Annotated in this window: 20 protein-coding genes and 1 tRNA gene; 15 read left to right on the top strand and 6 right to left on the bottom strand. The window is 68.5% G+C overall.

The genetic code is table 11. The features are described from left to right. Positions 1-15: 15 nt before the first annotated feature. The 3 genes from QN141_01865 (at position 16) to QN141_01855 (ending at position 5,455) form a co-directional block, all read left to right on the top strand. Complete coding sequence (locus QN141_01865; GenBank protein MDR7557217.1) at positions 16-2,100, top strand: transglutaminase domain-containing protein; 2,085 nt, start codon at positions 16-18, stop codon at positions 2,098-2,100. Positions 2,101-2,196: 96 nt separating this feature from the next. Beyond that, positions 2,197-2,541 carry a DUF4870 domain-containing protein gene (locus QN141_01860; protein MDR7557216.1) on the top strand — a complete coding sequence of 115 codons (345 nt, stop codon included), beginning with the start codon at positions 2,197-2,199 and terminating at the stop codon, positions 2,539-2,541. 427 nt (positions 2,542-2,968) lie between these two features. Continuing rightward, the gene (locus tag QN141_01855; GenBank protein ID MDR7557215.1) at positions 2,969-5,455 is read left to right on the top strand and encodes a VWA domain-containing protein; all 2,487 of its coding nucleotides are present in this window, start codon (positions 2,969-2,971) and stop codon (positions 5,453-5,455) included. Here the strand turns inward: QN141_01855 and QN141_01850 are convergent. Genes QN141_01850 through QN141_01830 form a run of 5 tightly spaced genes read right to left on the bottom strand, consistent with a single transcriptional unit; the run spans position 5,452 to position 10,187 of the window. Beyond that, the gene (locus QN141_01850; GenBank protein ID MDR7557214.1) at positions 5,452-6,441 is read right to left on the bottom strand and encodes a branched-chain amino acid ABC transporter permease; all 990 of its coding nucleotides are present in this window, start codon (positions 6,439-6,441) and stop codon (positions 5,452-5,454) included. The two genes, QN141_01855 and QN141_01850, sit on opposite strands and share 4 nt — an antisense overlap. A gap of 7 nt (positions 6,442-6,448) precedes the next feature. Continuing rightward, positions 6,449-7,318 (bottom strand): branched-chain amino acid ABC transporter permease, encoded by an 870-nt coding sequence (locus QN141_01845; GenBank protein MDR7557213.1) that lies wholly within the window; start codon positions 7,316-7,318, stop codon positions 6,449-6,451. A gap of 22 nt (positions 7,319-7,340) precedes the next feature. Beyond that, positions 7,341-8,045 carry an ABC transporter ATP-binding protein gene (locus tag QN141_01840; protein MDR7557212.1) on the bottom strand — a complete coding sequence of 235 codons (705 nt, stop codon included), beginning with the start codon at positions 8,043-8,045 and terminating at the stop codon, positions 7,341-7,343. A 41-nt stretch (positions 8,046-8,086) separates the two neighbouring features. Next, complete coding sequence (locus QN141_01835; protein MDR7557211.1) at positions 8,087-8,806, bottom strand: ABC transporter ATP-binding protein; 720 nt, start codon at positions 8,804-8,806, stop codon at positions 8,087-8,089. Positions 8,807-8,849: 43 nt separating this feature from the next. Further along, a complete protein-coding gene (locus QN141_01830) occupies positions 8,850-10,187 on the bottom strand; it encodes an ABC transporter substrate-binding protein (protein ID MDR7557210.1) in 1,338 nt (445 codons plus the stop codon). A gap of 377 nt (positions 10,188-10,564) precedes the next feature. Here QN141_01830 and QN141_01825 point away from each other — a divergent pair, with 377 nt between their 5' ends. The 7 genes from QN141_01825 to QN141_01795 all read left to right on the top strand — a co-directional run bounded on the left by QN141_01825 (position 10,565) and on the right by QN141_01795 (position 16,534). Next, on the top strand, positions 10,565-11,362 hold the full coding sequence (locus QN141_01825) for an IclR family transcriptional regulator (protein MDR7557209.1): 798 nt from the start codon (positions 10,565-10,567) through the stop codon (positions 11,360-11,362). Between the two features lie 44 nt (positions 11,363-11,406). Then, entirely contained in the window at positions 11,407-12,678 is a 1,272-nt protein-coding gene (locus tag QN141_01820; protein ID MDR7557208.1) for a hypothetical protein, read from the top strand. A 22-nt stretch (positions 12,679-12,700) separates the two neighbouring features. Beyond that, the gene (locus tag QN141_01815) at positions 12,701-13,495 is read left to right on the top strand and encodes a cyclase family protein (protein ID MDR7557207.1); all 795 of its coding nucleotides are present in this window, start codon (positions 12,701-12,703) and stop codon (positions 13,493-13,495) included. A 2-nt stretch (positions 13,496-13,497) separates the two neighbouring features. Continuing rightward, the gene (locus QN141_01810; GenBank protein MDR7557206.1) at positions 13,498-13,842 is read left to right on the top strand and encodes a cupin domain-containing protein; all 345 of its coding nucleotides are present in this window, start codon (positions 13,498-13,500) and stop codon (positions 13,840-13,842) included. 16 nt (positions 13,843-13,858) lie between these two features. Then, on the top strand, positions 13,859-14,641 hold the full coding sequence (locus QN141_01805; protein MDR7557205.1) for an SDR family oxidoreductase: 783 nt from the start codon (positions 13,859-13,861) through the stop codon (positions 14,639-14,641). A 7-nt stretch (positions 14,642-14,648) separates the two neighbouring features. After that, complete coding sequence (locus QN141_01800) at positions 14,649-15,608, top strand: 3-hydroxyacyl-CoA dehydrogenase family protein (protein MDR7557204.1); 960 nt, start codon at positions 14,649-14,651, stop codon at positions 15,606-15,608. A gap of 134 nt (positions 15,609-15,742) precedes the next feature. Continuing rightward, positions 15,743-16,534 (top strand): sulfite exporter TauE/SafE family protein, encoded by a 792-nt coding sequence (locus QN141_01795; GenBank protein MDR7557203.1) that lies wholly within the window; start codon positions 15,743-15,745, stop codon positions 16,532-16,534. Between the two features lie 3 nt (positions 16,535-16,537). On the opposite strand, the gene QN141_01790 is transcribed toward QN141_01795, so the two are convergent. Beyond that, positions 16,538-16,840: a hypothetical protein gene (locus QN141_01790; protein MDR7557202.1), complete on the bottom strand. Its 303-nt coding sequence runs from the start codon at positions 16,838-16,840 to the stop codon at positions 16,538-16,540. Between the two features lie 231 nt (positions 16,841-17,071). Between QN141_01790 and QN141_01785 the strand changes: the two genes are divergently transcribed. The 5 genes from QN141_01785 (at position 17,072) to QN141_01765 (ending at position 21,488) form a co-directional block, all read left to right on the top strand. Next, complete coding sequence (locus QN141_01785; protein ID MDR7557201.1) at positions 17,072-18,400, top strand: tetratricopeptide repeat protein; 1,329 nt, start codon at positions 17,072-17,074, stop codon at positions 18,398-18,400. 131 nt (positions 18,401-18,531) lie between these two features. Then, on the top strand, positions 18,532-19,785 hold the full coding sequence (locus QN141_01780) for an HD-GYP domain-containing protein (protein MDR7557200.1): 1,254 nt from the start codon (positions 18,532-18,534) through the stop codon (positions 19,783-19,785). 8 nt (positions 19,786-19,793) lie between these two features. Further along, positions 19,794-20,402 (top strand): Maf family protein, encoded by a 609-nt coding sequence (locus QN141_01775; protein MDR7557199.1) that lies wholly within the window; start codon positions 19,794-19,796, stop codon positions 20,400-20,402. A gap of 85 nt (positions 20,403-20,487) precedes the next feature. Then, on the top strand, positions 20,488-21,357 hold the full coding sequence (locus QN141_01770; protein MDR7557198.1) for an alpha/beta fold hydrolase: 870 nt from the start codon (positions 20,488-20,490) through the stop codon (positions 21,355-21,357). A gap of 41 nt (positions 21,358-21,398) precedes the next feature. After that, positions 21,399-21,488, top strand: a tRNA-Ser gene (locus QN141_01765). Positions 21,489-21,774: the final 286 nt, after the last annotated feature.

Here is a 21,774-nt window from a genome sequence, read left to right as displayed (position 1 = left end):
GGCACGGACCCGGCGGTGCTGGCCGGCTTCGTGCAGGCGGAGATCCGCTATGAGCCATACGCCGGCGCGGTGCGCGGGCCGCGCGGAACCCTGCTGGCCCGCGCCGGCAACTCCCTCGATCGTGCCCTGCTGCTGGCCGCGATGCTGCGGACGGCCGGGCACAGAGTCCGCTTCGCTCAGGGAGCACTCTCGCCGGCCCAGGCGGAACAGCTCGTACGTGCCGCATTCCCGGCCCGTGAGCCGTCGTTCAAGAGCGGCTCCGGCCTGATGACCATCACGCGGCGCGCCCTGCAGCACTTCCTTCTCCTGGGGAACGCCCTGTCCCAGGCGCGGTTCGGACCACCCGAGGGTGATGCCGGCGCCTGGGCGAGGACGGTAGAGGAGGCCAGGCGGCACGTCTGGGTGCAGGTGGAGCGCGATGGCCGCTGGCTGGACCTCGACACCTCCCCTGGAGTTGCCTACGGCCACAGCCTCGTCCCGGCCGAGTTCGTGAGAGACGAGCTCGACACGGCTGTTTTCCCCGTCGTCGAGATCAGCGTGGAGGTCGAGATGCTCCAGGACGGCAGGCGAGAGGTGAGGACGGTACTTCGACACGCCGTCCGCGCCGCGGACCTGGCCGCAGTGCCCATCGGTATGTTCCACGAGCGCAAGCCCGACGCGTCGATCCCGGTGCTAATGGTTGGCGAGACGCGCCTCACCGGCGAATCTTTCCCGTCGCCCGTGTTCATCGGCGTGGGCCCGGCCCGGGCGCCCGTGCTGAATCCGTTCGGCGGAGGCGGCGATCGGCTCAACGCAGAGTGGCTCAAGTTCCGCATCATCACACCGTCGGGAGAACGGGCAGCGGCCTATACCGTGTTCGACGTCGACGGCCCGGCCGCGCGGCAGTCCGGCAACGCTCCGAAGGACCTCTCCGCCGAGGGCCTCCAAGTGATCCTCGCCTCCCTCGATGCGTTCCTGGGCATCGGCATCGCCACCGGCTCCACGCCGCCGGCTCTGCTCTCGGCGATGGCCGCCGAGGTCGGCGATCCACAGAGCGAAACCGGCGTCGTCCGTCTTCTTGCGCTGATCGCTTCAACCTACCACGCGGTCCGCGGAGCCCTCCCCTCGTCCTTCCTCACCCCGCGGCCGCTATGGTACATCGACTCGCCCTCCATCGTCGTCGCACGCGCGCAACCCCGCGCCTCTCCGGCGGCCGCCTCTCTGTCGATGGACCTGACGCTCAAGAGCTACCGCCTGCTGAGGCCTCCGGACGACTCGTTCACACGACGCGGGCCGTTCTACGACCACCTCGCCAGCGGCGTCCTGGACCACACCGCCGAGCGATGGCTCCTCGGAACGGCACAGGCCTCCGGGAGCGTCGGGGCGCTCTTCGAGACGGCCGCCATGCAGAAGGTGCCCGCGCGGCTGGTCAAGACCGCGGCAGAAATCCCGAGCGGGCTCTTCACGGACGACGGACGGCTCCGCGTGTCCGATGTACTCGGCCGGGGACAGGTGGCCGTCATCCCGGACGGCCGGCCGAAGGACTGGACGTCGTTGCTCGGCTGGTGGAGCGTCGACCAGCGGACGGGGTGGACCGAGGATGCCACCGAAGACGGCGGCCATCAGGCCGCGCCCGAGTACGGCACGTCCACCCGGTCCATCGCGGTCGTCAACGCCGAGCGGGTCAAGGAACTGGGATGTGTGGTCGCCGGCGCGGCAATCCTCGCCGCGGGGCTGTATGTGGCCAAGGTCGGGATCGATCGCGCGTTCTCGGACGGCGGAGGAGGCGGAGATCTCGAGATGGCGATGGGCGGAGCGACGGCGGCCGCGGTCGGACTGGGAATGATGACGATCGCCTGTTGGGGGTCGTCCGCGCAACCCGGAGGCGGCGCGGGCGGAGCAGGCTCTCCGCCAGGGCCCCCGGGCGGAGCACCGGCCCCAGCGCCCCCACGAGGCCCGATCTATGGACCGCCGGCCGGAGGCGGCCCTCCCCGCTTCGATCCCCGCCTCACATGGCGGGAACCGTCGCTCCCTTACGCTCCCACCCATCCTGAGCTGCCGACGCTCCCAGGATTCTCGGATACGATCCCGGAGATGCCGACGCTGCCCTGGGGGCCGTGAAATCCCCAGGAGGTCAGGGCACCGGTCTGGAAGGCTGCCTCCAAGGCTCCCCCGGAGGGGCGCCGGCATCGATCACACAGCGAGGGGGGTTCGTCCATGGAAGAGACCAAAGGCAACGAGAATCGCCTGCTGGCCGCGCTGGGGTATCCGATCTGGATCATCGCTCTCATCATCGTCGTCACCGACATGAAGAAAGATCCCTTCATGCGGCTCCACGGGTGGACCGCGCTGTTCTGGGGGATCGCCTGGTTTATCGTCTGGGTGGCGCTGCAGATCTTCGTGCGCATCCCGTTTCTGGGATGGCTCATCTTCCTGTTCACGGCGCCCATCTTCTGGCTGGCCTGGCTGATCCTGTCGATCTACTATGCGGTCCAGGCGTACAACGGCAGGACGTTCACCATCCCGTTCGTCAGCATGTACGCGAAGCGATACGCGGCGTGATCATCCGCCGCCGGGGCCCGCGGTGACCGGAAGTCAGCGGGGATCCCGCTCTAGCGCGGGCGCGCTGCGGGCCGGGCTGGTCCTGAGCCTGGCGCTGGCCATCGCCGCCGCCGGATGCCAGTCACCTGCCCGGCCTCCCTCCGGCGAGAGTCCAGCTCGCCCCGCCCCGGCCGCCGCTCCGCGGCCTCCGGATGCTCCCGGGGAACCCTCGGCCGTCGCACCCCCTCCAGCCGGTGAGGAGGCGGGAGCGCAAGGGCAGTCGCCCGCTCCGCCTGCGGCCGCCGGCGCGCAGTCATCCGCCACGCGGTCCTTGCCGTCGGCACCTGCAGCGGCTGCGCCCGCCGGCCCGGCTTCCTCCGCCGCATCCCGGGCGTGTCTCACGCCGCCGTCCGGTTCTCCGCTGGCGCAGCCCGCACCGCCCCGGGGGATGCGCATCGCACGGGCCGTCGTCGCGCTCGATGCGGCGGGAGTGCGTCCCGTCTATGCGGTGCCGGCGACGGCGCCCGCCGTCTACGCGGTGTGGAAGGTCGCAGAGGTGAGCGCCCGCAGCGAGGTGCAGGTGAAGTGGATTGCGCTAAAGGTCGAGGGGGTTGCGCCGGGGACGGTGATGTCCACCTCGTCGGCCGCTGTGGACCGGGACACCGAGGGAGCGGCGTCGCTGGTCCGCCCGGCGGGTGGGTGGAAGGCCGGGCGCTACCGTGTCGAGATCACCGCGCGCTCAGGCGCCACGCGGGGCGCCGAGTTTGTCGTCACCGCGATCGGCGCCGTCCACCCCGGCCTGGTGATTCGCCTCTTCGCCGACCACACGTACAACAGCATGAGGAAGACCGGCCTTGCCCAAACGTTCGCGCTCGAGTGGAACACGCCGCCGGTGACGCCCCTCATCGAAAACAAGTTCTGGATAGAGTGGGAGGGATTGCTGACCCCGCCCACGTCCGGCCGCTACGAGTTTCTGTTCCTGGGCGACGGCGTCTCGTTCCTGTACATCGACGGTCGGTTGATTCTGCCGCATCCCATGCAGGCGCCGGCAGACGAGAGAACTCTCACGCTCGATTCCTCCCCGCACACCATACGACTGGGCACCGTGGAGGAGGTCCCGAGGGGCAGACTCTCTCTACTGTGGAAAGGGCCCGGGGATCGTGACCACGTACCGATCGACCCGCGCTACCTCAGCCACGCCGCGGCGCAGCGCCACTGGAGGCGTACGAGCAGGCAGGCGGCGCAGGCCGGCCTGGAATGGCTGCAGTCTCAATCGGTGAGCTGGCAGCGGACGCACAAGTGTTTCGGCTGCCACGTCCAGGGGCAGGTGATCATGGGCCTCGCGGAGGCCCGGGCCAACGACTACATCATCAACGAGGACGCCTACCAGCAGCTGATCCAGCTCACACGCGAGCGCCAGAATCCCGACGGGAGCTACCACAACGACGGCCAGGTGACCGCCACGCAGTTCGCCGCCGTCGGGCTGACCGCCGTCGATCAATTCGCCAGCGTCCGCGAGGACGCCACCTTGCTCAAAGCCCTGCGCTGGCTGCTCCCACGGCAGCAGCCGGCCGGCGAGATCACGATAGACAATGTGCGGCCGCCGATCAACCAGGGGTCGATATTGACCACGGCAAACAGCGCGGCGGCATTCGCCCGCGCGGCCGCGGAGACCGGTGATCCGCAGTTCAGGCGGGCCGCCGACTGCGCGGTGGCGTGGATCGCCGACGCCGCCACCCAGACCACCCAGGACAAAGCATTCAAGATCATGGCGCTGTCCCGCCTGGGCAATCCGGAGCAGCGGCGCGCCGCCGCCGCTCTCGCGCAGGAACTGGTGACCGAGCAGGCTGCGGACGGTGGGTGGAAAGAGGCCGGCACACAGAGTGGCTCAAACGCCTTCGCCACAGGCCAGGCCCTCTGCGCGCTGCGCGATGCCGGGGGAGACATAGGGAGCCCGCCGCTCCAGAAGGCAGTACGCTTCCTGCTCGCCCACCAGAAACCGATCGGCGCCTGGCCGCGCATGAATACCGCCGGCGAATCCGACTTCGCCCACACCATGTGGGCCGCCATCTGTCTCGCCGGGGGGCCGGAGCAGATCACCGCCGCACTGACGGGGCGGATCCAGGTAACCAGTGCGCTCCGCCGCGTCGGACCGGTCCGGCGTAACCTTGAAATCGTCCTGGACGTCTCCGGTTCGATGAACGCGCGGCTGGGAACCAGCACCCGCTGGCAAACCGCGCTCACCGTCCTCAGGAGCGTCGTGGCCAGACTGCCGGACGACTTCAACGTCGGCCTGCGCGTCTACGGACACCGACTGCCCTCCACGTCCCCGCAGACCTGCCGGGACAGCGAACTCATGGTGCCCATCAGCAGGCTGGATCGGACCCGGTTCCTCTCCGCCCTGACCTCCCTCCGCCCGCGAGGAGAAACGCCGCTAGTTTACTCGGCGCTCCAGGCGGCGGCCGACCTCAGGCCGCTCGGCGGCGGATTCATTGTCCTGATCACCGACGGAGAGGAGTCCTGCCGGGGCGACCCGGCAAAGGCGGCGGCCCAGATGAAAGCCGCCGGCCTCGACGTCACCTTGAACATTGTGGGCTTCACGTTGAAAGGGCAGCAGGCCGAGCGTCAGCTCGCGACGTTCGCCGGGGCCACCGGAGGGCGCTACTACAGCGCGCCGAGCGGCGCCGCGCTGGCCCGGGCGCTGCGGCTGGCCACCACCGACCGGTTCCCGTACAAGATCTTCGACACCGCCGGACGTGTCGTGGCCCAAGGCGAGGCCGGAGACCTCGGCGACGAGCTGCCACCCGGACGCTACAAGGTCGTCGTCCAGGCGGCCGACGATACACTGACGGCGAACGTCACGGTCGTCGCCGACCAGACCGCCGTGTTCGCGATCTCCCTCCGGGGCGACCGGTTCGTCCTCATGCCGCGCTAGGTCTCCCGGGGAAGGGAACCCTGACCATTCGGAGGTGACAGGCGCTGCGCAGCCCGCAGCTGACCGACAACCCCCATCACTCCCCGCGGCGCCAGAAGCATGATCCCCACCAGCACCGCGCCCTGGATGAGCAGGCTCACTCCTCCATATCTGGCCAGAAGGAAATTCAAGAACAGGACGATGAGCGTCCCGGCCAGGGGGCCCCCCTCGGTACCCATGCCGCCGATCACGGTGCACAGGATCACGATCATCGTCCACCGCACGCCGAAGGCGCTGGTGGGCTCCACGTACCCCTGGTACACGTAGAAGATGGCGCCGGCCAGCCCGGTGATGAAGGCGGCCACGATGAAAGCGTACAGCTTCAGCTGGAAGACGGGCACCCCGGCGCTGGCCGCCGTCCTCTCGTTGTCGCGAATCGCCCAGAGACCCAATCCGAATCGCGACCTCAGGAGGCGGCGCATCAGGAAAACCGAAGCCACCCCGACGGCGAGGGCGAGCCAGTAGAGTTCCGTCATGGATACCCCGGCGATGCCCTTGATCACGTAGCCCGCGCCCCGCCCCTGGAGCTCCCCCCCCACGGGCTTCCAGAGCAAGAAAACGGTCCGCAGCGCTTCCGGGATGACCAGCGTGCCGATGGCGAAGTACATCCCCCGCAGCCGAAAGACCGGGACGGAGATCACGAGGGCGAAAAGCGCCGCGATTGCGCCCCCGCCGACGATCCCCAGAGAGAACGGCAGATTGACCCAGGTCACCACGGCGAGGGTGTACCCGGCCAGCCCGATGAAGGCCGGCTGGCAGAGTGAGACGAGACCGGAGTAGCCGGCCAGCAGGTTCCACATGTTGGCCATGGCCAGGTAGAGGGAGAAGTACACCAGGTAGAGGAGCCAGCTTCGGGGGACGCCGGCCAGGGGCAGCGCGGCCAGGGCGACCGCCCCTGCCAGGAACGCTGCCGCTTCGACCCCGCGGGGTCGGACACCAGCCTTCATCCTCACCCTAGCGACCAAAGAGTCCCTGCGGCCTCAGGGCCAGCAACACGAGCACCGTGAGGTAGACGGGCAGCATCTGCGCTGCGGCGCCGAAGAAGTGGCCCCCCAGCGACTGGGCCAGCCCCAGGATGATCCCTCCCAGGAACGTGCCTAGCATACTGCCCAGGCCGCCGATGATCACGACCCCAAAGGCGATGATCAGGTAGGCCACGCCCGACGACGGGGTGAAGGGATAGGTCAACCCGAGGAAGACACCGGCGATGGCGGCGGTGGCCGTGGCGATGGCAAAGGCCAGCGCGTGGATGGTGTCGGTGTTGATGCCCACGAGCTGCGCGGCCCTGGCATCCTGCGAGGCGGCGGTGACCGCCCTCCCCAGGTAGGTCCGGCGGAGGAATCCGTCCAGCGCGGCCATGACGATGAGCGCGGCGACGAGATCGAGCAGGTAGACCAGAGGAATGTCGGCAGACCCGAACCTGAGGCTGACCAGGATGTAGGACGTCGTCAGCCCTCTGGACAACGGGGACCAGGCGATCTGGATCGCATTCTGCAGGACGATGGAAAGGCCGAAGGCCACGATCAGCGGGGCCTCCGCCGAGATCCCGGAGGCGCGGTGCATCAGGAACCGGTACAACAAAAAACCCAACACCCCGAAGGCGGGGACGCCCACGAGGAGACTGAGGATGGGATCCAGGCCCAGGGACATCCCGGCATAGGCGGCGTAGCTGCCCAACACCACGAAGTCGCCGTGGGCCACGTTGATGAGCTTCATCACACCGAAGACCAGAGACAGGCCCAGGGCGACCAGGGCGTAGAGTCCGCCCAAAAGAGCGCCCATGATCATGGGCGCGACCAGGTCCCAGGGTACGGCTGCACTCATCGCTCAGTACCCGTTGGGGCGGTCACACACCGAAATAGGCCCGCTTGACCTCTTCCGTTTCTCGGAGGACCGCCGCCTCCCCGCTCAGGACGATGCGTCCCTTCTCCAGAATGTACGCCCGGTCGGCCTGCCCAAGACTCTGCTTCACGTTCTGTTCGACGAAGAGGATGGCCACGCCCGCGGCCCTGATCTGCTGCAGCGTCCGATACAGCTCACCGACGACGACCGGCGCGAGACCCAGGGACATCTCGTCCAGGAGCAGCAACGCCGGAGCGGACATCAAACCGCGCCCCAGCGCCAGCATCTGCTGCTCCCCTCCGCTGAGGGTCTTGGCAACCTGGTGCCTGCGCTGGGCCAGCCTGGGGAAGAGGGTGAAGACGGCGTCCAGATTGGCCGCCCTCCGCGCTCTGGCCCTGGCGCTGTAGGACCCCAGGATGAGATTGTCCAGCACGGTGAGGTCGGGAAACAGGCGCCGTCCCTCCGGGACATGGGCGATACCGAGATCGACCGTGCGCCAGGGGTCGTCCCGGGTGATGTCCCTGCCCTCGAACTCGATGCGGCCCCGGGCCGGGCGCAGAAACCCCGAGATCGCGTTCAGCAGCGTCGATTTGCCCGAGGAGTTGGCACCGACGAGGGCGACCATCTCCCCGGCCCTCACCTCCAGGGATACGCCCCACAACGCCTGGAAGGAGCCGTAGAGGACGTCGATCTCGCTGACTTTGAGCAGTGTGGTTTGAGGTTGTCCCCCGGCCATCGGGCGGCTCCCCGCTACTGTCCCAGGTAGGCTTCCATCACGCTGCGGCTGCGCATGACCTCGGCCGGCGTGCCCTCGGCGATCTTGGCGCCCTGAGCCATCACAATCACCCGGTCCACGGCGTCCGTGATCACCCTCATGACGTGCTCTACCAGCAGGATGGTCACGCCCGCATCACGCACTCGTTTGAGGATGGCCAGGAACTTTGCGATCTCCGGCTCGGTCAGACCGGCCCCCACCTCGTCCAACAGGATCAGGCTGGGCCTGGCGGCAAGACTCCTGGCCAGTTCCAATCGCCTCAACGCATCGCCCAGCAACCCTCCCGCCCGCGCCTCCTGCCAGGCCGCGAGCTCAACGAGATCGAGAACCCGCGCGGTCTCGCGCTCGGCCTCCACCGGAGCCAGACGGGCCCCGAAGGTCGCGGCGACCAAAACGTTCTGCCGAACCGTCAGGCTGGCAAAGGGCTGGGGAATCTGGTAGGTCCTGGCGATCCCCAGACGGCAGATGCGGTGGGGCGGGTACCCGGTCGTCTCCCGCCCTCGAAACCACACCCTTCCGGAGTCACACCGCTGCTCGCCGGAGATGATGTTGAGCACGGTCGTCTTGCCCGCCCCGTTGGGACCGATCAGGCCGACGACTTCGCCGGATTGCACGGTGCAGTCCAGTTCCCGGACGGCCACCAGGCCCCCGAAGCGCTTGGTGACCCGGACCAGCGAGAGCAGGGGGCGATCCACACCCACCACCCGCGACCCGAGCAGACCCCGGGGTGCCTCCGTCCTACCTGGAGGGGATGGGGAAGATTGGGGCGGCGGTGGCCTTTATGAAGTCATGCTTCGAAAAGACCACGGGCAACTCCCACACCCACGGTTTGTCCGTCTTCACCCATTGCCCGAAGACGAGGGGGCCCCGGCTGAACTGATTCTCATCGAACTTGACCCGGTGCCCGATGGTGAGCAGGTCGGTCTTGGCCAGGGCGGCGTTGACCGCCGGCCCATCCAGTACCCCGGCGCGCTCGATGGCATCGATGAGGACCTGGATGATGCGGTACCCGGGGCCGATGTTGCGGTTCAGCTGCCGGCCCGTATCCTTGGCCCACCGCTCGGCCAGGGACTGGGGGGTCGTCCCGCCGATCCCGGGAGAATTCTGGAAGGAGGGATCCCACCAGATCTCCACGCCGATGCCCAAGGGCAGATCCCCGCCCCAGGCCGAGACGTCCTCGTAGAACAGAGGGGCACGGCCGATCGAGACCATCTTCGGCTTGAACCCCAGCGCCGCGGCCTGCCTGAGGAGGGTCCCCACGAAGGGCGCAGGCGCGTTGCCCCAGAGGATCTCCGCCTGCTCATCCTTCCACCTTCGAATGATCGGGCTGAAGTCGGCGGTATCCATCGGGGTCAGGCCGAGCTTCCTCTCCGTGCCGATCACGGTGTATCCCCACTCCTGCAGCGTCTTGGAGAAGAGGGCGAACCAACCGACACCGTCCGGATCGTCGGAGGCGAAAACGGCCACCTTCTTGTTCGTCTGATTGCCGTACAGGTCGAGCATCGCCTTCCAGGTATCGACGATGGTATATCCGGGTCCGGCCCTGAAGTCTCCGGCCGGAGCCGGTGTCACGATCGCGAACAATCCGGTGGCCCAGGTATACTTCCAGCGGCCTTCGACCTCGTTGCGCATGGCCGTGGAGGGCTCGAGCGGCCCCGTGGACATGACGTAGGGGATCTCGTACCGATCGGCCACGGTGGCGACGCCGGGGTGCATCGGCGGCGGCTGGTCGCCTGCCGCCAGGAAGTGTACCTTGCTGCGGGTCACGAGATCTTCGGCCAGGGCACCGGCCTTGGCCGGGTCGCTCTCCGTGTTGACCACGATGAGCCGCATCGGGATCCGCGCCCCATACTGCTGGACCCGTACCCCGCCCTGCCGGTTCACATCGTCCACAGCGGCTCTCATCCCGAACACAAAGCCTTCGCCGAACCCAGCGTAGATACCGGTCAACGGGGCCGGGACGCCGACGAGGATCTCCGCCGGCGCCGTCGGCCGGGTCGGACGGAAGACGAGGATCAGCACGACCGCCACAACCACCACCACTACCGCCGCAATGGCGAGCGCAGGCCTCCTCATGCCTCACCTCCCTTCGAGAATGGTCCCGCCGGGGATGCGCGACCGTCCGGTGAGAAGGGGGTTGCCGTGGGAGAGTCCACGGGCAGGCCTACCAAATGCGTCCGCAGCAGCCGGGAGCCGCGCACCTTGACTCGACGCATGTAAGTGCGCTAGATTATACCATGCAACGATTGTTTCGTCCACAGAGACAGTTCTTTCCTCGACCTTGCTATGCAACTTTCTCATCGCCCGTTGCGACCTCATCCCGATTCCACAACGCTTGATATGCATGCTCTGCATTCTTCCTCCCCGCGGGAAGGCGGTATGCACAGGGAGTGGATGAGGGCAGCGTAGGGCAGGGAGAGGACTCGATTCGGCCGGCGGGCTGATGGTGAGAGATGGTGGAGGCGGCGAAGAAGCCGGAGTATGCCGTGCGCTCGCTGGCCCGTGGCCTGCGCATTCTGAGCTGCTTCACCGTCGAACAGCCTGAGTGGGGCGTCAGCGACCTGAGCAGGCGGGTGAACCTGGACAAGGCCACGGTCTTCCGACTCGTGAAGACCCTGGAGGCGGCGGGGTTCCTGGTGTCGGATCCCGGCAACGGCAGGTACCGCGTGGGTCCGGCCCTCTTGCGGATCGCCTACGTCGGGGTCCTGCAGTCGGAGCTGATGCGGATCGCCCGCCCGTTCCTGGTGCGACTGGCCGAGGAGACCGGGGAGAGCGTCGATCTTGCGGTCTGGACCAACGAAGGCGCCCTGTTTATCGACCAGGTGCGCACGTCGCGCCCCTTCAAACCCGTCTCCCGCGTGGGACGCGTCTTCGCGGACTTGAGCAACGCCCACAGCAAGGTGTTCCTGGCGTTCATGCCGGAGGACGAGCGGGCATCGATTCTGGCCAGACCACTGCTTCCCCTCACGCCGTACAGCATCACCGATGCCGAAAAGCTGGCCGAGACGATCCGTAGGGTCGCCGTTGAAGGGGTCGCCTACGACCTTCAGGAGCACACCGTCGGCGTGTGTGCCGTGGCCGCGCCAATCTGGGGCCCGCCGGGCACGGTCAGGGCGAGCCTGGCCGTGGTCGCGCCGGCGGACCGGTTTGGGCCATCGGAAGCAACAACTTTCGCCCAGGCCGTGAAGCGATGCGCCGAGGCGATCTCGCAGGAGCTGGGCTACCCCGCTACCGGCGCCTCCCCCAGCTGATCGGTCTCGTTGCCTCCGGCCATGTCGGGATACAGGAGGGACGTATGGAGAAGCTTGCACCGGCGTTCGGCGTGAGCCTGGAGGGTCCGTACTTCTCCCCCGGCCGCTGGGCCTCACCGCTCAACTACCTGCCCGATGTCCGCCGGACGATGACCCTCCCCCAACGGCTGACCATCCACGATGTCACCCTCCGCGACGGTGAACAGACCGCGCGCGTCGCCTTCACCGTAGAGGAGAAGATCCATCTGGCCCTGGAGATGGACCGCCTCGGCATCCCGTCCATCGAACCCGGCCTGCCCGCGACGGAGGAAGACCGGGAAGTCATCCGCACGCTTTCCCGGATGAAGCTGCGCACACGTGTGACGCCCCTGGTCCGCGTTCGGGAAGACGATCTGGAAGCGGCGATCGCCGCCGGGGCGCCGGCGATGGTCCTGGAGTTCGGAATCAACCCCTATCTCGTCAAGTACGCTTACAACCTGACCCCGGAGGCGCTCATCGATCGCATCGTCCAGTTCAGTCGCCGGGCAAAGGATGAGGCGGGAATGTACGTCGAGTTCATGGGATGGGACACATTCCGCATCCCGAGCCTCGACTACATCAAACGGTTCTTCGGGGAGATCATCGAGCGGGGCCGCGTCGATCGGATCACGGTCTCGGACACCTTCGGCATGGCCCATCCGCTGGCCATGCAGTTCTTCATCCGGCAGCTTCGCGCCTGGTTCCCCGAGACCCCCCTGGGCCTGCACATCCACAACGACTTCGGTCTGGCCACGGCCAGTGCGCTCACGGCGATCGCGTCCGGTGTGGACGAGGTGCACTGCTCTGTGAACGGCCTGGGCGAGCGGGCGGGCAACGTCGCCACCGAGGAGGTGGCTGTGGCGGCAGAGTACCTGCTGGGTGTCCCCACCGGGATCCGCCTGCAGGGGCTCACCCGCCTGTCGCAGATGGTCGCTGAGGTCTCCAAAGTTCGCCCGGCCACGAACAAGCCAATCGTCGGCAGTCGCCTGTTCGAGGTGGAGTCCGGGATCATCATCCACATCCTCCGGCAGTTTCAAGACACCCCGATCGGTACCCTGGGGATGATGCCGTATCCGCCCACCCTGGTCGGGCAACCCGGAGTGGAGTTTATCGCGGGCCGGGGGAGCGGACATCACTACGTCGAGATGCTGCTGGCGAAGAAGGGGCGGACGGCGACCAAGGAGCAGATCGGCGCCATCGCCGAACGCATCAAGCAGACTGCGCTGGTGTGGAAGAACGGGCTACCCCCCGAGGTTGTGGAGGGGATCGTCGCCGAGATCCTCGACGGCGGGGAATAGCCCCGTCGGGAAAGGAGGAGAGATGGCGTCTTCGACCGATGGGCTCGAGTTCTACGACCTGAGCCATCCGTGGGGGCGCGACGCCCCACTGTGGCCGTACTTCCCCGACATCAAGATCGAACGGTTCCACTACCACGCCAAGTCCGGCGTGCTCTCCCAGCAGATCACCACCTTCATGCACACGACCACCCACACCGACGCTCCCGCCCATGTCCTGGAGGGCATGCCCTTTGTCGATCAGATCCCGCTGGACCGGTTCTTCGGCACGGCCGTCGTGGTTTCAATCCCCAAGGGCCGGTGGGAAAAGATCATGCCCGAGGACCTGGAGCGCGCGCGGCCCCGGATCGAGCGGGGCGATATCGTCATCATCAACAGCGGCTGGCACCGGTACTACGGCGACAGCCGGCAGTATTTCGCCTACTCCCCCGGACTCTATCGCGAGGCGGGAGAGTGGCTGGTGGAACGGGGGGTCAAGGCGGTGGGCGTGGACCAGCAGGCGCTGGACCACCCCCTGGCCACGGCCATCGGCCCCCACGGCCCCGGAGGCCCCCTGCTGCCCGACGTCTGTGAGGAGTTTCGCCGCGAGACGGGGCGGCGCGTCGAAGAGGTTTTCCCCGAGTGGGAGCCGTGCCACCGCCTCCTCCTGAGCAACGGGATCGTGGGCTTCGAGAACGTCGGAGGGGACATCGACAAGGTGACCGGAAAGCGCGTGACGGTGGCGGCCTTCCCCTGGCGCTGGGTGGGGGGCGACGGGTGCATCGTCCGTATGGTCGCCATCCTGGACAAGACGGGCGAGTTCCGGATCGAGAGGGGCTGACGATGAAGGTCACACGACTGGAAGAAGCGGTGAAGTACAGTCCGCCCAAGCACACCGAGACGGTCCACGCCATGCACCTGCAGCACGCGCGTCTGGGCTGCGAAGCCCCCTACTGGGTGGGCCTGTCCTACTACCTCCCGGGGGCCAGGGCGGAATGGGACGCCAGCCCGCTGCACAAGATCTACGTCGCGCTGGAAGGCGAGCTGACGATCGCCTTCGAAGGGACCGAGGTGCGCCTGCGCCCGCTGGATTCCATCTGGATCGGGCCCAACGAGAAGCGCGAGGTGCGCAACGACACCAACCGGGTGGCGTCGATGCTCGTGATCATGCCTTACCCGCCCGGCTGAGAAGAGGTCGGGGCCCATGACGGCGGTTCACACCGCACGGAACCTGTTTGACATCCAGGGAAAGGTGGCGCTGGTGACGGGAGCCACCGGGTCGCTGGGTACGGCCGTGTCCAGGGGGCTGGCCGGGGTGGGGGCCAGGGTGATGCTGACCGGCCGAAACCCGGACACCCTCCGGCCGCTCGCGGAAGAGATTGTCGGGGCCGGCGGGATCGCCGACTTCTGCGCCGGACAGCCCGATCGGGTGGACGATGTGCGGCGCGTCGTGGAAGCCACCTCCGAGCGGCTGGGGGGCATCGACATCCTCGTCACCGCCCAGGGGATGAACCGCCCCAAACCCATCATCGACCAATCCGTGGAAGAGTGGGAAGCGATCGTCGATTCCCACCTGAAAGCGACCTGGCTGTTCTGCCGGGAAGTCGGCCGGGTGATGATCCATCAGGGCCGCGGAGGCGCGGTGATCCTGATCGGTTCGCAGCGCGGCGACCTGGGCATGGCCCAGTACTCCGCCTATTCGCCGGCCAAGGCGGCGGTGCACCTCCTGGCCAAGACGCTGGCCTGGGAGTGGGGGCCCTACGGCATCCGCGTCAACTGCATCGCTCCGGGCCTCTTCCGCTCATCGCTGACGGAGTGGATGTGGGGGAACGAGGAGGTGTACAAACGGCTCCTCGCCCGTATCCCCATCGGTCGGCTCGGCGAACCTACGGACATGGTCGGGGCCGTGATCTTCCTGGCCTCGCCGGCCTCTGACTTCATGACCGGGGCCGTGCTCCACGTCGACGGTGGATACACCGCCGGGTAGGGGCGCCATGGCGGGAGAGCGCGTCACCGTGGTCGGCGCGGGGTTGATGGGCCATGGCATCGCCCAGGTCTTTGCCACGGCCGGCCACGACGTCTGGCTAGTGGAGACCGACCCCGCAGCCCGGGCCTCGGCGCGGGACCGGATCCGGCAGAACCTCTTTCGGATGGCCCGCCACGCGTTGGTGGAGGACCGGCAAATAGAAGCGGTTGTGCAACGCGTCGTTCCGACCTCCGATCTGGCCAGAGCCTGCGCAGGCTGCGACGTGGTGATCGAAGCCGTACCTGAGGACCTCTCCCTCAAGCAACGCCTTTTCTCGGATCTTGGACGGTACGCTCCGCCGCGGGCCGTACTCTGCACCAACACCTCGGCCATCCGCATCGCCGAAATCGCGGCGAGTACGAAGGGTCGGGAGCGGGTCCTGGGCACCCACTTCTGGAACCCGCCCTTCCTGATCCCTCTGGTTGAGGTGGTGCGGACGGAGGAGACGGCCGAGTGGGCCGTGGAGGCCGTCTACAACCTCCTGGCCCGGGCCGGCAAGCATCCCGTGCGGGTGAGACGGGACGTCCCCGGATTTATCGGGAACCGCCTGCAGCACGCCCTCTGGCGCGAGGCCTTCGCCCTGATCGACGCCGGCGTGTGCGACGCGGCCACCGTCGATGAGGTTGTGTGCAACAGCTTCGGCCTGCGGCTTCCCGTCCTCGGACCGGTGGCGAATGCGGACCTGGTCGGCCTTGATCTCACCTTCGCCATCCACGACTATCTGCTCAAGCATCTCAACGCGGACCCCACTCCATCGACCACCCTGCGGACCCTGGTGGGGAAAGGACGTCTCGGGTTCAAGACCGGTCAGGGGTTCCTGGAGTGGTCCGAGGCGGCGATGGGCTCGATCCGGGAGCGGTTGACCGAGCACTTGATGAAAACACTAGCCGAGCGCAAACGCGCCGGTGACCGCCCCGCTTCCAGCTGACGTTCTGCCGCGCATTCGACGCCCCCCGGAGAGGGGTACGTATCCTCCCACCCACACCTTTAGGGTAGGCAAATCCGACGCGCGCCCGATGGGCAACCCCGGTTGGCGGGGATACGGTGGGTCGGGGAATCGCGGTGCCGGCTCAGATCCGGGCGCTGGTCATCGGCTTCATCGGCGGCATCTTCGGCGGGCTGGTCGGATTGGGCGGCGGCGTGGTGATGGTCCCGCTGCTCACGCTGTGGGCCGGCCTGTCGCAGCATGAAGCCCACGGCACCAGCCTGGCCGCGGTAATCGCCACGGGCATCGTCGGCGCGTGGGTGTACGCCGGCCGCGGCGCGGTAAACTGGTCCGCCGCGGCCTGGCTGGCCGCGGCCGCGGTCAGCGCGTCGTACGTCTCGGCGCGCTACGCGTCCCGGGTCCCCGGGATGCGCCTGCGGAAGTACTTCGGCGCCTTCCTGCTCGTCGTCGCCGTGCTGCTCGTCCTGAAGAACCGGCTGTTCTGGAACGGGGGGCTGAGCGGCGCGGCGCTCCCGCTGGTGCTGCTGGCCATCGGCGCCCTGGCCGGGGGCATCGCCGGGCTGCTCGGGGTCGGCGGCGGGGTCCTGATCGTTCCGCTCCTCGTGCTCGGCACCGGTCTCTCCCAGCACACCGCGCAGGGCACGTCGCTGGCCGCCCTCGTTCTGACCGGCGTGACGGGCACCTGGGTCTACGCCAGACACGGGCACCTCCGGAGGCACATCCTGGTCATGCTGCTGCCCGGCGTTATCCTGGGCTGCTGGCTGGGAGGTCACGGCGCGCTCGGCGCGTCGGGGTGGGCGCTGCGGCTGCTCTTCGCCGCCGTCCTGCTCTGGCTGGGCCTGCGCTACCTGGGGCTGGGCGCATGGCTCCGTCTCCGCGTCCGTCGGCCCGCGCTCACCTCGGGGTGATCTTCACTTCTGGCTGATGTAGTGCAGCGCCAGGACATGCCCTTCGTAGGTGATGGACACCAGCATCACGCTCGTATCCACGGTCCGGCCCGACTTCGTCCGCCAGGTCACATCCAGCGTCGTCCCCACGAAGCGCTCGACCGCGTTCCGGTAGGCCGTGACCAGCGGCCGCCGGCTCCGCTCCGCGACGAAGACCATGGGGAAGGGCTCGTCGATCGACGCCCACTCATGCGGCGAGCGGTAGCCGAGCAGGTCGGCAAACCGCTTGTTGCATGTCTTGTGCACGTCGTCGAGATAGAGGTGCATCGCCTGCTCGGAGCGCTCCTGGACGACGTCCGACCTGCGGAGTTGGGCGATAGGGCAGGACCTTCACCGCACGTTTCGAAGCAAGGATATGTCACCGGATCCCCGTCTTCCGCCGCTATCGCATAGAACTCGACTTTTCTCGTCGAGGGGAATATCCGCATGAACACTCGACAGCGCGGCGTTCCCCCGCGAGAGGCCAATCTCCCTCCGCCCGCGAAACACCGCAGCGCGATGACCGAACAGAAGACACCCCGAAACCCGCCCTGGCTGAAGCGCCTGGGCAACCGCATCCGCCGCGTCCGGCGCCTCCGCGGCCTCACGCAGACGGACCTGGCCGAACCCAACCTGACCAAGAGCTTCATCAGCCTGCTGGAATCCGGCCGCACCTATCCTTCGGTGGCCACGCTCATCAACATCGCCAACCGCCTCCAGACCTCCCTTGCGCTGCTGCTCCTGGACACGGCGGAACTGCCGCGGGAGACGACGCTCACCCTGCTCACGCTGGCCCGGACCGTGGCGGAGACCGCACCGGCCGACGCGGAACGTCTGCTCGCCGCCAGCGAGGTGCTTTCGGCCAATGCGGATGACCTGCGCGCCGATCTGATCCTGACGCGCGGCGACATCGCCCTGGCCCAGGGGAAGGCGCGGGACGCGGAGCGGCTCTTCGAGGAGGCGCTGACCTGGGCGCGCCGGCACAAGCTCCCCGCCTACGAGCCGCGGGCCCAGGCCCGCCTGGCTATGCTGGCCCTGAAGCGGGGCGACGAGACGACCGGACGCCAGACGCTGGAAGCGGCCATCGAGGCCTTCCGGACGACCCGCACGCTGCGCTCCGTTGAAGGGTGCGAAGCGATGCTGGCCTACGGGGAGTTGCTCAACTCTTCAGGCCGCACGGCCCGGGCGGTGCGCATCTTCGAGGAGGTGGCGCAGGTCGCGCGCCGTCATGACCTACCGCTCATCCTGGGCAGAGCGCTGGTCGGAGCCGCCGCCGTACGGGTGGCCACCGGGCAGATTGCTGAGGCCCGGGAGGCGCTGCAGGAGGCGCGCACCGCGCTGGAGGCCGGTGCCGAAGGAGCGGAAGGGGCACAGATCCTGCGCACCGCCGGGGTGCTGCTCTTCCGGACCGGGCTGGCCGCCGAAGCCCTCGGCCTCCTGCACCAGGCCCTTCGGCTCCAGGAGGCCTCCGGGGAGACGCGCGGCCGCGCGGCGATCCTCAACGATCTGGCCCGCGTCCTGCTCCATCAGGGAAAGGCCGCCGAGGCGCAGGCGCAGGCCAAAGCGGCGCTGGAACTGGCCGAGAGCCAGCACGACCAGGCGCAGCGGGCGGAGATCCTGGTGACTACCGCGCGCATCGCCCGCCACCAGCGCCGCTTCAAACAGGCCGCGGACCTCTTCAAAGAAGCGCTGGAGATCTTCCGCAAAGCGAAGATGACCGCCGAAGTGGGCGAGACGGCCCGCGAGCTCGGCATGCTGCTCAAAGAACGCGGCGAGCACGCCGAGGCCGCCGATTACCTCGCCATGGCCATCAGTACAGAGCGGCCCGACCGAGCCCCCCGACAGTAGATCCCTCGCCCCCGGGGGAAGATCACCGGGGCCCGGCAGGGGTTTTCGCGCCCGGGGTCCAACACCAGGGATATTCCCCCCGGGCGGGGTTTGTCCCCAGCCAGCCACAGAATCCGGCGAGGAGGCGGCAGTTGACGCTTCTGGGGCGATTCACCGTCACCAGCGCCGCGCTGGCGATCATCCTGGCCGTCGCCCTGGGAATCTTCGTCTCCGGCCAGGTCGGCCAGGCCGCGCTGAGGGAGGCGGCGGCCACGACCGTCCAGGCCGCGGACAGCCTGCTTACCCCCTATCTCGTCAAGGGGGATTTCGTCCACCCCCTGTGGCCGGCGCGCATGAACGACCTGACCGGCCTGCTGCAACCGCACCTCCTCGAGAACGGGATCCGGGAAGTGCGGCTGTGGGGTCGGGACGGCAGGATCGTCTACTCCAACAACCCCGAGCACATCGCGATGGAGACGGCGACGGCACCGCAGGTCTGGGAGGCACTCGCCGGACGACCGATTGCCGTGCTGGGCACCACCCGCCAGTTCCTGCATGTGTTTGCCCCGGTGCGCCTGGTCGGGGAGAGCGTCCCCAACGGAGTGTACGAAGTCACCTTAAGCGCCGCGCCGCTGCTGGCCCACATTCAGCAGGCCCGGGTCCGCGCCTGGGCCTACGTGCTGGGGGGCATCCTGCTCCTCTACGCTGTGCTGGTGGGACTGGTCTACCGGGCCTCCCGCACGCTGGTCGAGCAGCAGGCTTCTCTGCAGGCGGCCTTCGAGGGGACGATCCAGGCCCTGGCCGCCGCGATCGACGCCAAGGACGCGTACACGGGCGGCCACTCCGCGGAGGTGTCGCGGCACGCCGAGGCGACGGCGCGCGCGCTGCGCCTGCCGGCGGGGGACGTCGAGGCCGTGCGCATCGCCGGATACCTGCACGACCTGGGCAAAATCGGGATCCCCGATCAGATCCTGCGCAAGGCCGGACCGCTGGACCCGCTGGAACGGGAGAGAGTGAGCCATCACTCCGTGATCGGCTACCGCATCCTGCGACCGATCCCCGTCGACGATCGGATCAAGCTGGCCGTGCTGCACACCCACGAGCGGTGGGACGGCACCGGATATCCGGACGGATTGACCGGCAACCGGATTCCGATCCATGCCCGGATCCTCATGGTCGCCGACGCTTATGAGGCGATGACCTCTTCGCGGCCGTACCGGCAGGCCATTGCGCCGACGGAGGCCGTGGCCCACCTGCGACGCGAGGCGGGACGGCAGTTCGATCCCGACGTGGTGGAGGCCTTCATCCGCGCCCTGCGGATCGAGGGGCAGGCCCCCATCGTGCCCCGCGCGGCGAGCGGCCGCCTCTTCCGCCATCCCTGGCGCGTGCCGTCGAAACCCTCCTAGGGCTCGCGGTGGAAATCGTTCTGGCTTCCGCCTCGCCCCGGCGCGCTGATCTGCTGCGCCAGCTGGGCCTCCCCTTCACCGTCTTCGCCCCCGGGCAAGGACGGGACGGGGAAGATCTCGCGCCCCCCGGCCCGCAGCCGGGGGAGGATCCTGTGCGCGCGGCGGAAGCCGCGGCACGCCGGCTGGCCGAGACCAAAGCGGAGGCCGCGATGCAGGTCTATCCCGCGGCGTGCGTCATCGGGGCCGACACCATCGTCGTCGCCGAGGGGCGATTTCTGGGCAAGCCCACCGACGCCGCCGAGGCCGCCGCCATGCTCCGGCTGCTCTCCGGGCGCCCGCACCACGTGGTCACCGGGATCGCCCTCCTGCGCAAACAACCGCCGCTGCGGCTGACCGAGAGCTCCGTGACGCGGGTGTGGTTCCGACACCTGACCGACGAGGAGATCGCGCGCTACGTGGCCTCGGGCGAGCCCATGGACAAAGCCGGCGCCTACGGCATCCAGGGTCGCGCGGCCCTGTTCGTGGAGCGCATCGAAGGCGATTACTTCACGGTGGTCGGCCTGCCGCTGGCCGTGCTCGGCCGATTACTCGCCACGGCCGGCATGGTGCTGCCGTGATCGCGCCGCTCGTGGCGATCTGTTGATCGGCCTGATCGCCCAGGCCTCGCTCGCCTCGCCGGCGGCTGGGGCGCAGGAAGTGCGCGTGCCTGTGGCGGGCGCCACGCTGGCCGGGACGCTGATCCTGCCGCGCGGGGACGGCCCCTTCCCCGCGGTGGTCGTGATCTCAGGGTCCGGACCCGCCACCCGCAACGGGGGGCGGCGGTTCCCCATCTACCGGCTCATCGCCGGCCACCTCGCCGCCCGCGGCATCGCCGTCCTGCTCTACGACAAGCGGGGCGTGGGCGGATCGACGGGGACCTGGAAGCGGGAGACCTTCGCGGGGCGGGCCGAGGACGTCGCGGCGCTGATCGGGTGGCTCGGCCGGCGCGGCGAGATCGACCGCCGCCGGATCGGGCTGATCGGTCACAGCCAGGGCGGGTACGTCGTCCCGCTTGTCGCCCAACGCGCCCCGGTGGCGTCCCTCGTCATGCTGGCCGGTCCCGCGGAGTCCGTCCGCGCGCAGGCGCTCACGTACGAGGCGGTGGAGGCCTCCCGCCGCGGGGTAAGCGCGGCGGCGGTGCGCGGGCGCGTCCGCCGCCTGGACCTCATCCTCCGCGCGGCCTCCGCGCTCGGGCCGCTGTGCCGCGCCCTGGGCGCCAGCTACATCTGCTACGTTGTGGACTACGATCCCCGTCCGGCGCTGAGCACGCTGCGCGTCCCGGTGCTCGCCCTCTTCGGCGCCCTCGACACCCAGGTGCCGCCCGACCGCAACGCCGACGCCCTCCGCGCCTGGTTGCGCGATGCGGGCAACGACGACGTGACGATCGTCACCCTGCCGCGCGCCAACCACTGGTTCGCGGAAGCGCGGGAGGGCACGACGCGCGAGTTCCTCGCCGCGGGGTTCGCGCCGCGCTTCGCGCCGGGGTTCCTCGACACGCTCAGCACCTGGATCCTAGCCCGGGCCCGCCCTTAGAGTGCGCCGGCGCGCACCGTCGAGTATAATAGTCGCGGCCTGGAGGGGTGCCCCGAACTGGCCAAGGGACCGGTCTCGAAAACCGGCGGGGCGCAAGCCCCTTGTGGGTTCGAGTCCCACCCCCTCCGCCATCCCTCGCCCTGTCGGACGCAGCGATCTCCGTGAGAATACTCTTTGCGCCCGATTGTGGCACTCGCCGGGACTGCTCTATCCTAAATTCTAAACACAGCATCGTCCCACCGGCCCGCCACACCCGGAGAGACACAGCCTGCTCTGACTCCTCATCGCGATGGATACGCGTTCCGACATCGGGCGGCATACGCGTGCTCATCAGCCTTGAGCGGGAGCCGCCGGGGAGGGAGGTGATGCCGGGAGTTATCCCATCGCAGGTGACGGCCGAGGTAGCGCGATACTGAC

It is taken from the genome of Armatimonadota bacterium (assembly GCA_031459765.1).
Lineage (GTDB): Bacteria > Sysuimicrobiota > Sysuimicrobiia > Sysuimicrobiales > Kaftiobacteriaceae > Kaftiobacterium > Kaftiobacterium secundum.
Note: the sequence above shows the minus strand (reverse complement) of the source record. Positions and strands in the feature narration are given on the sequence as shown.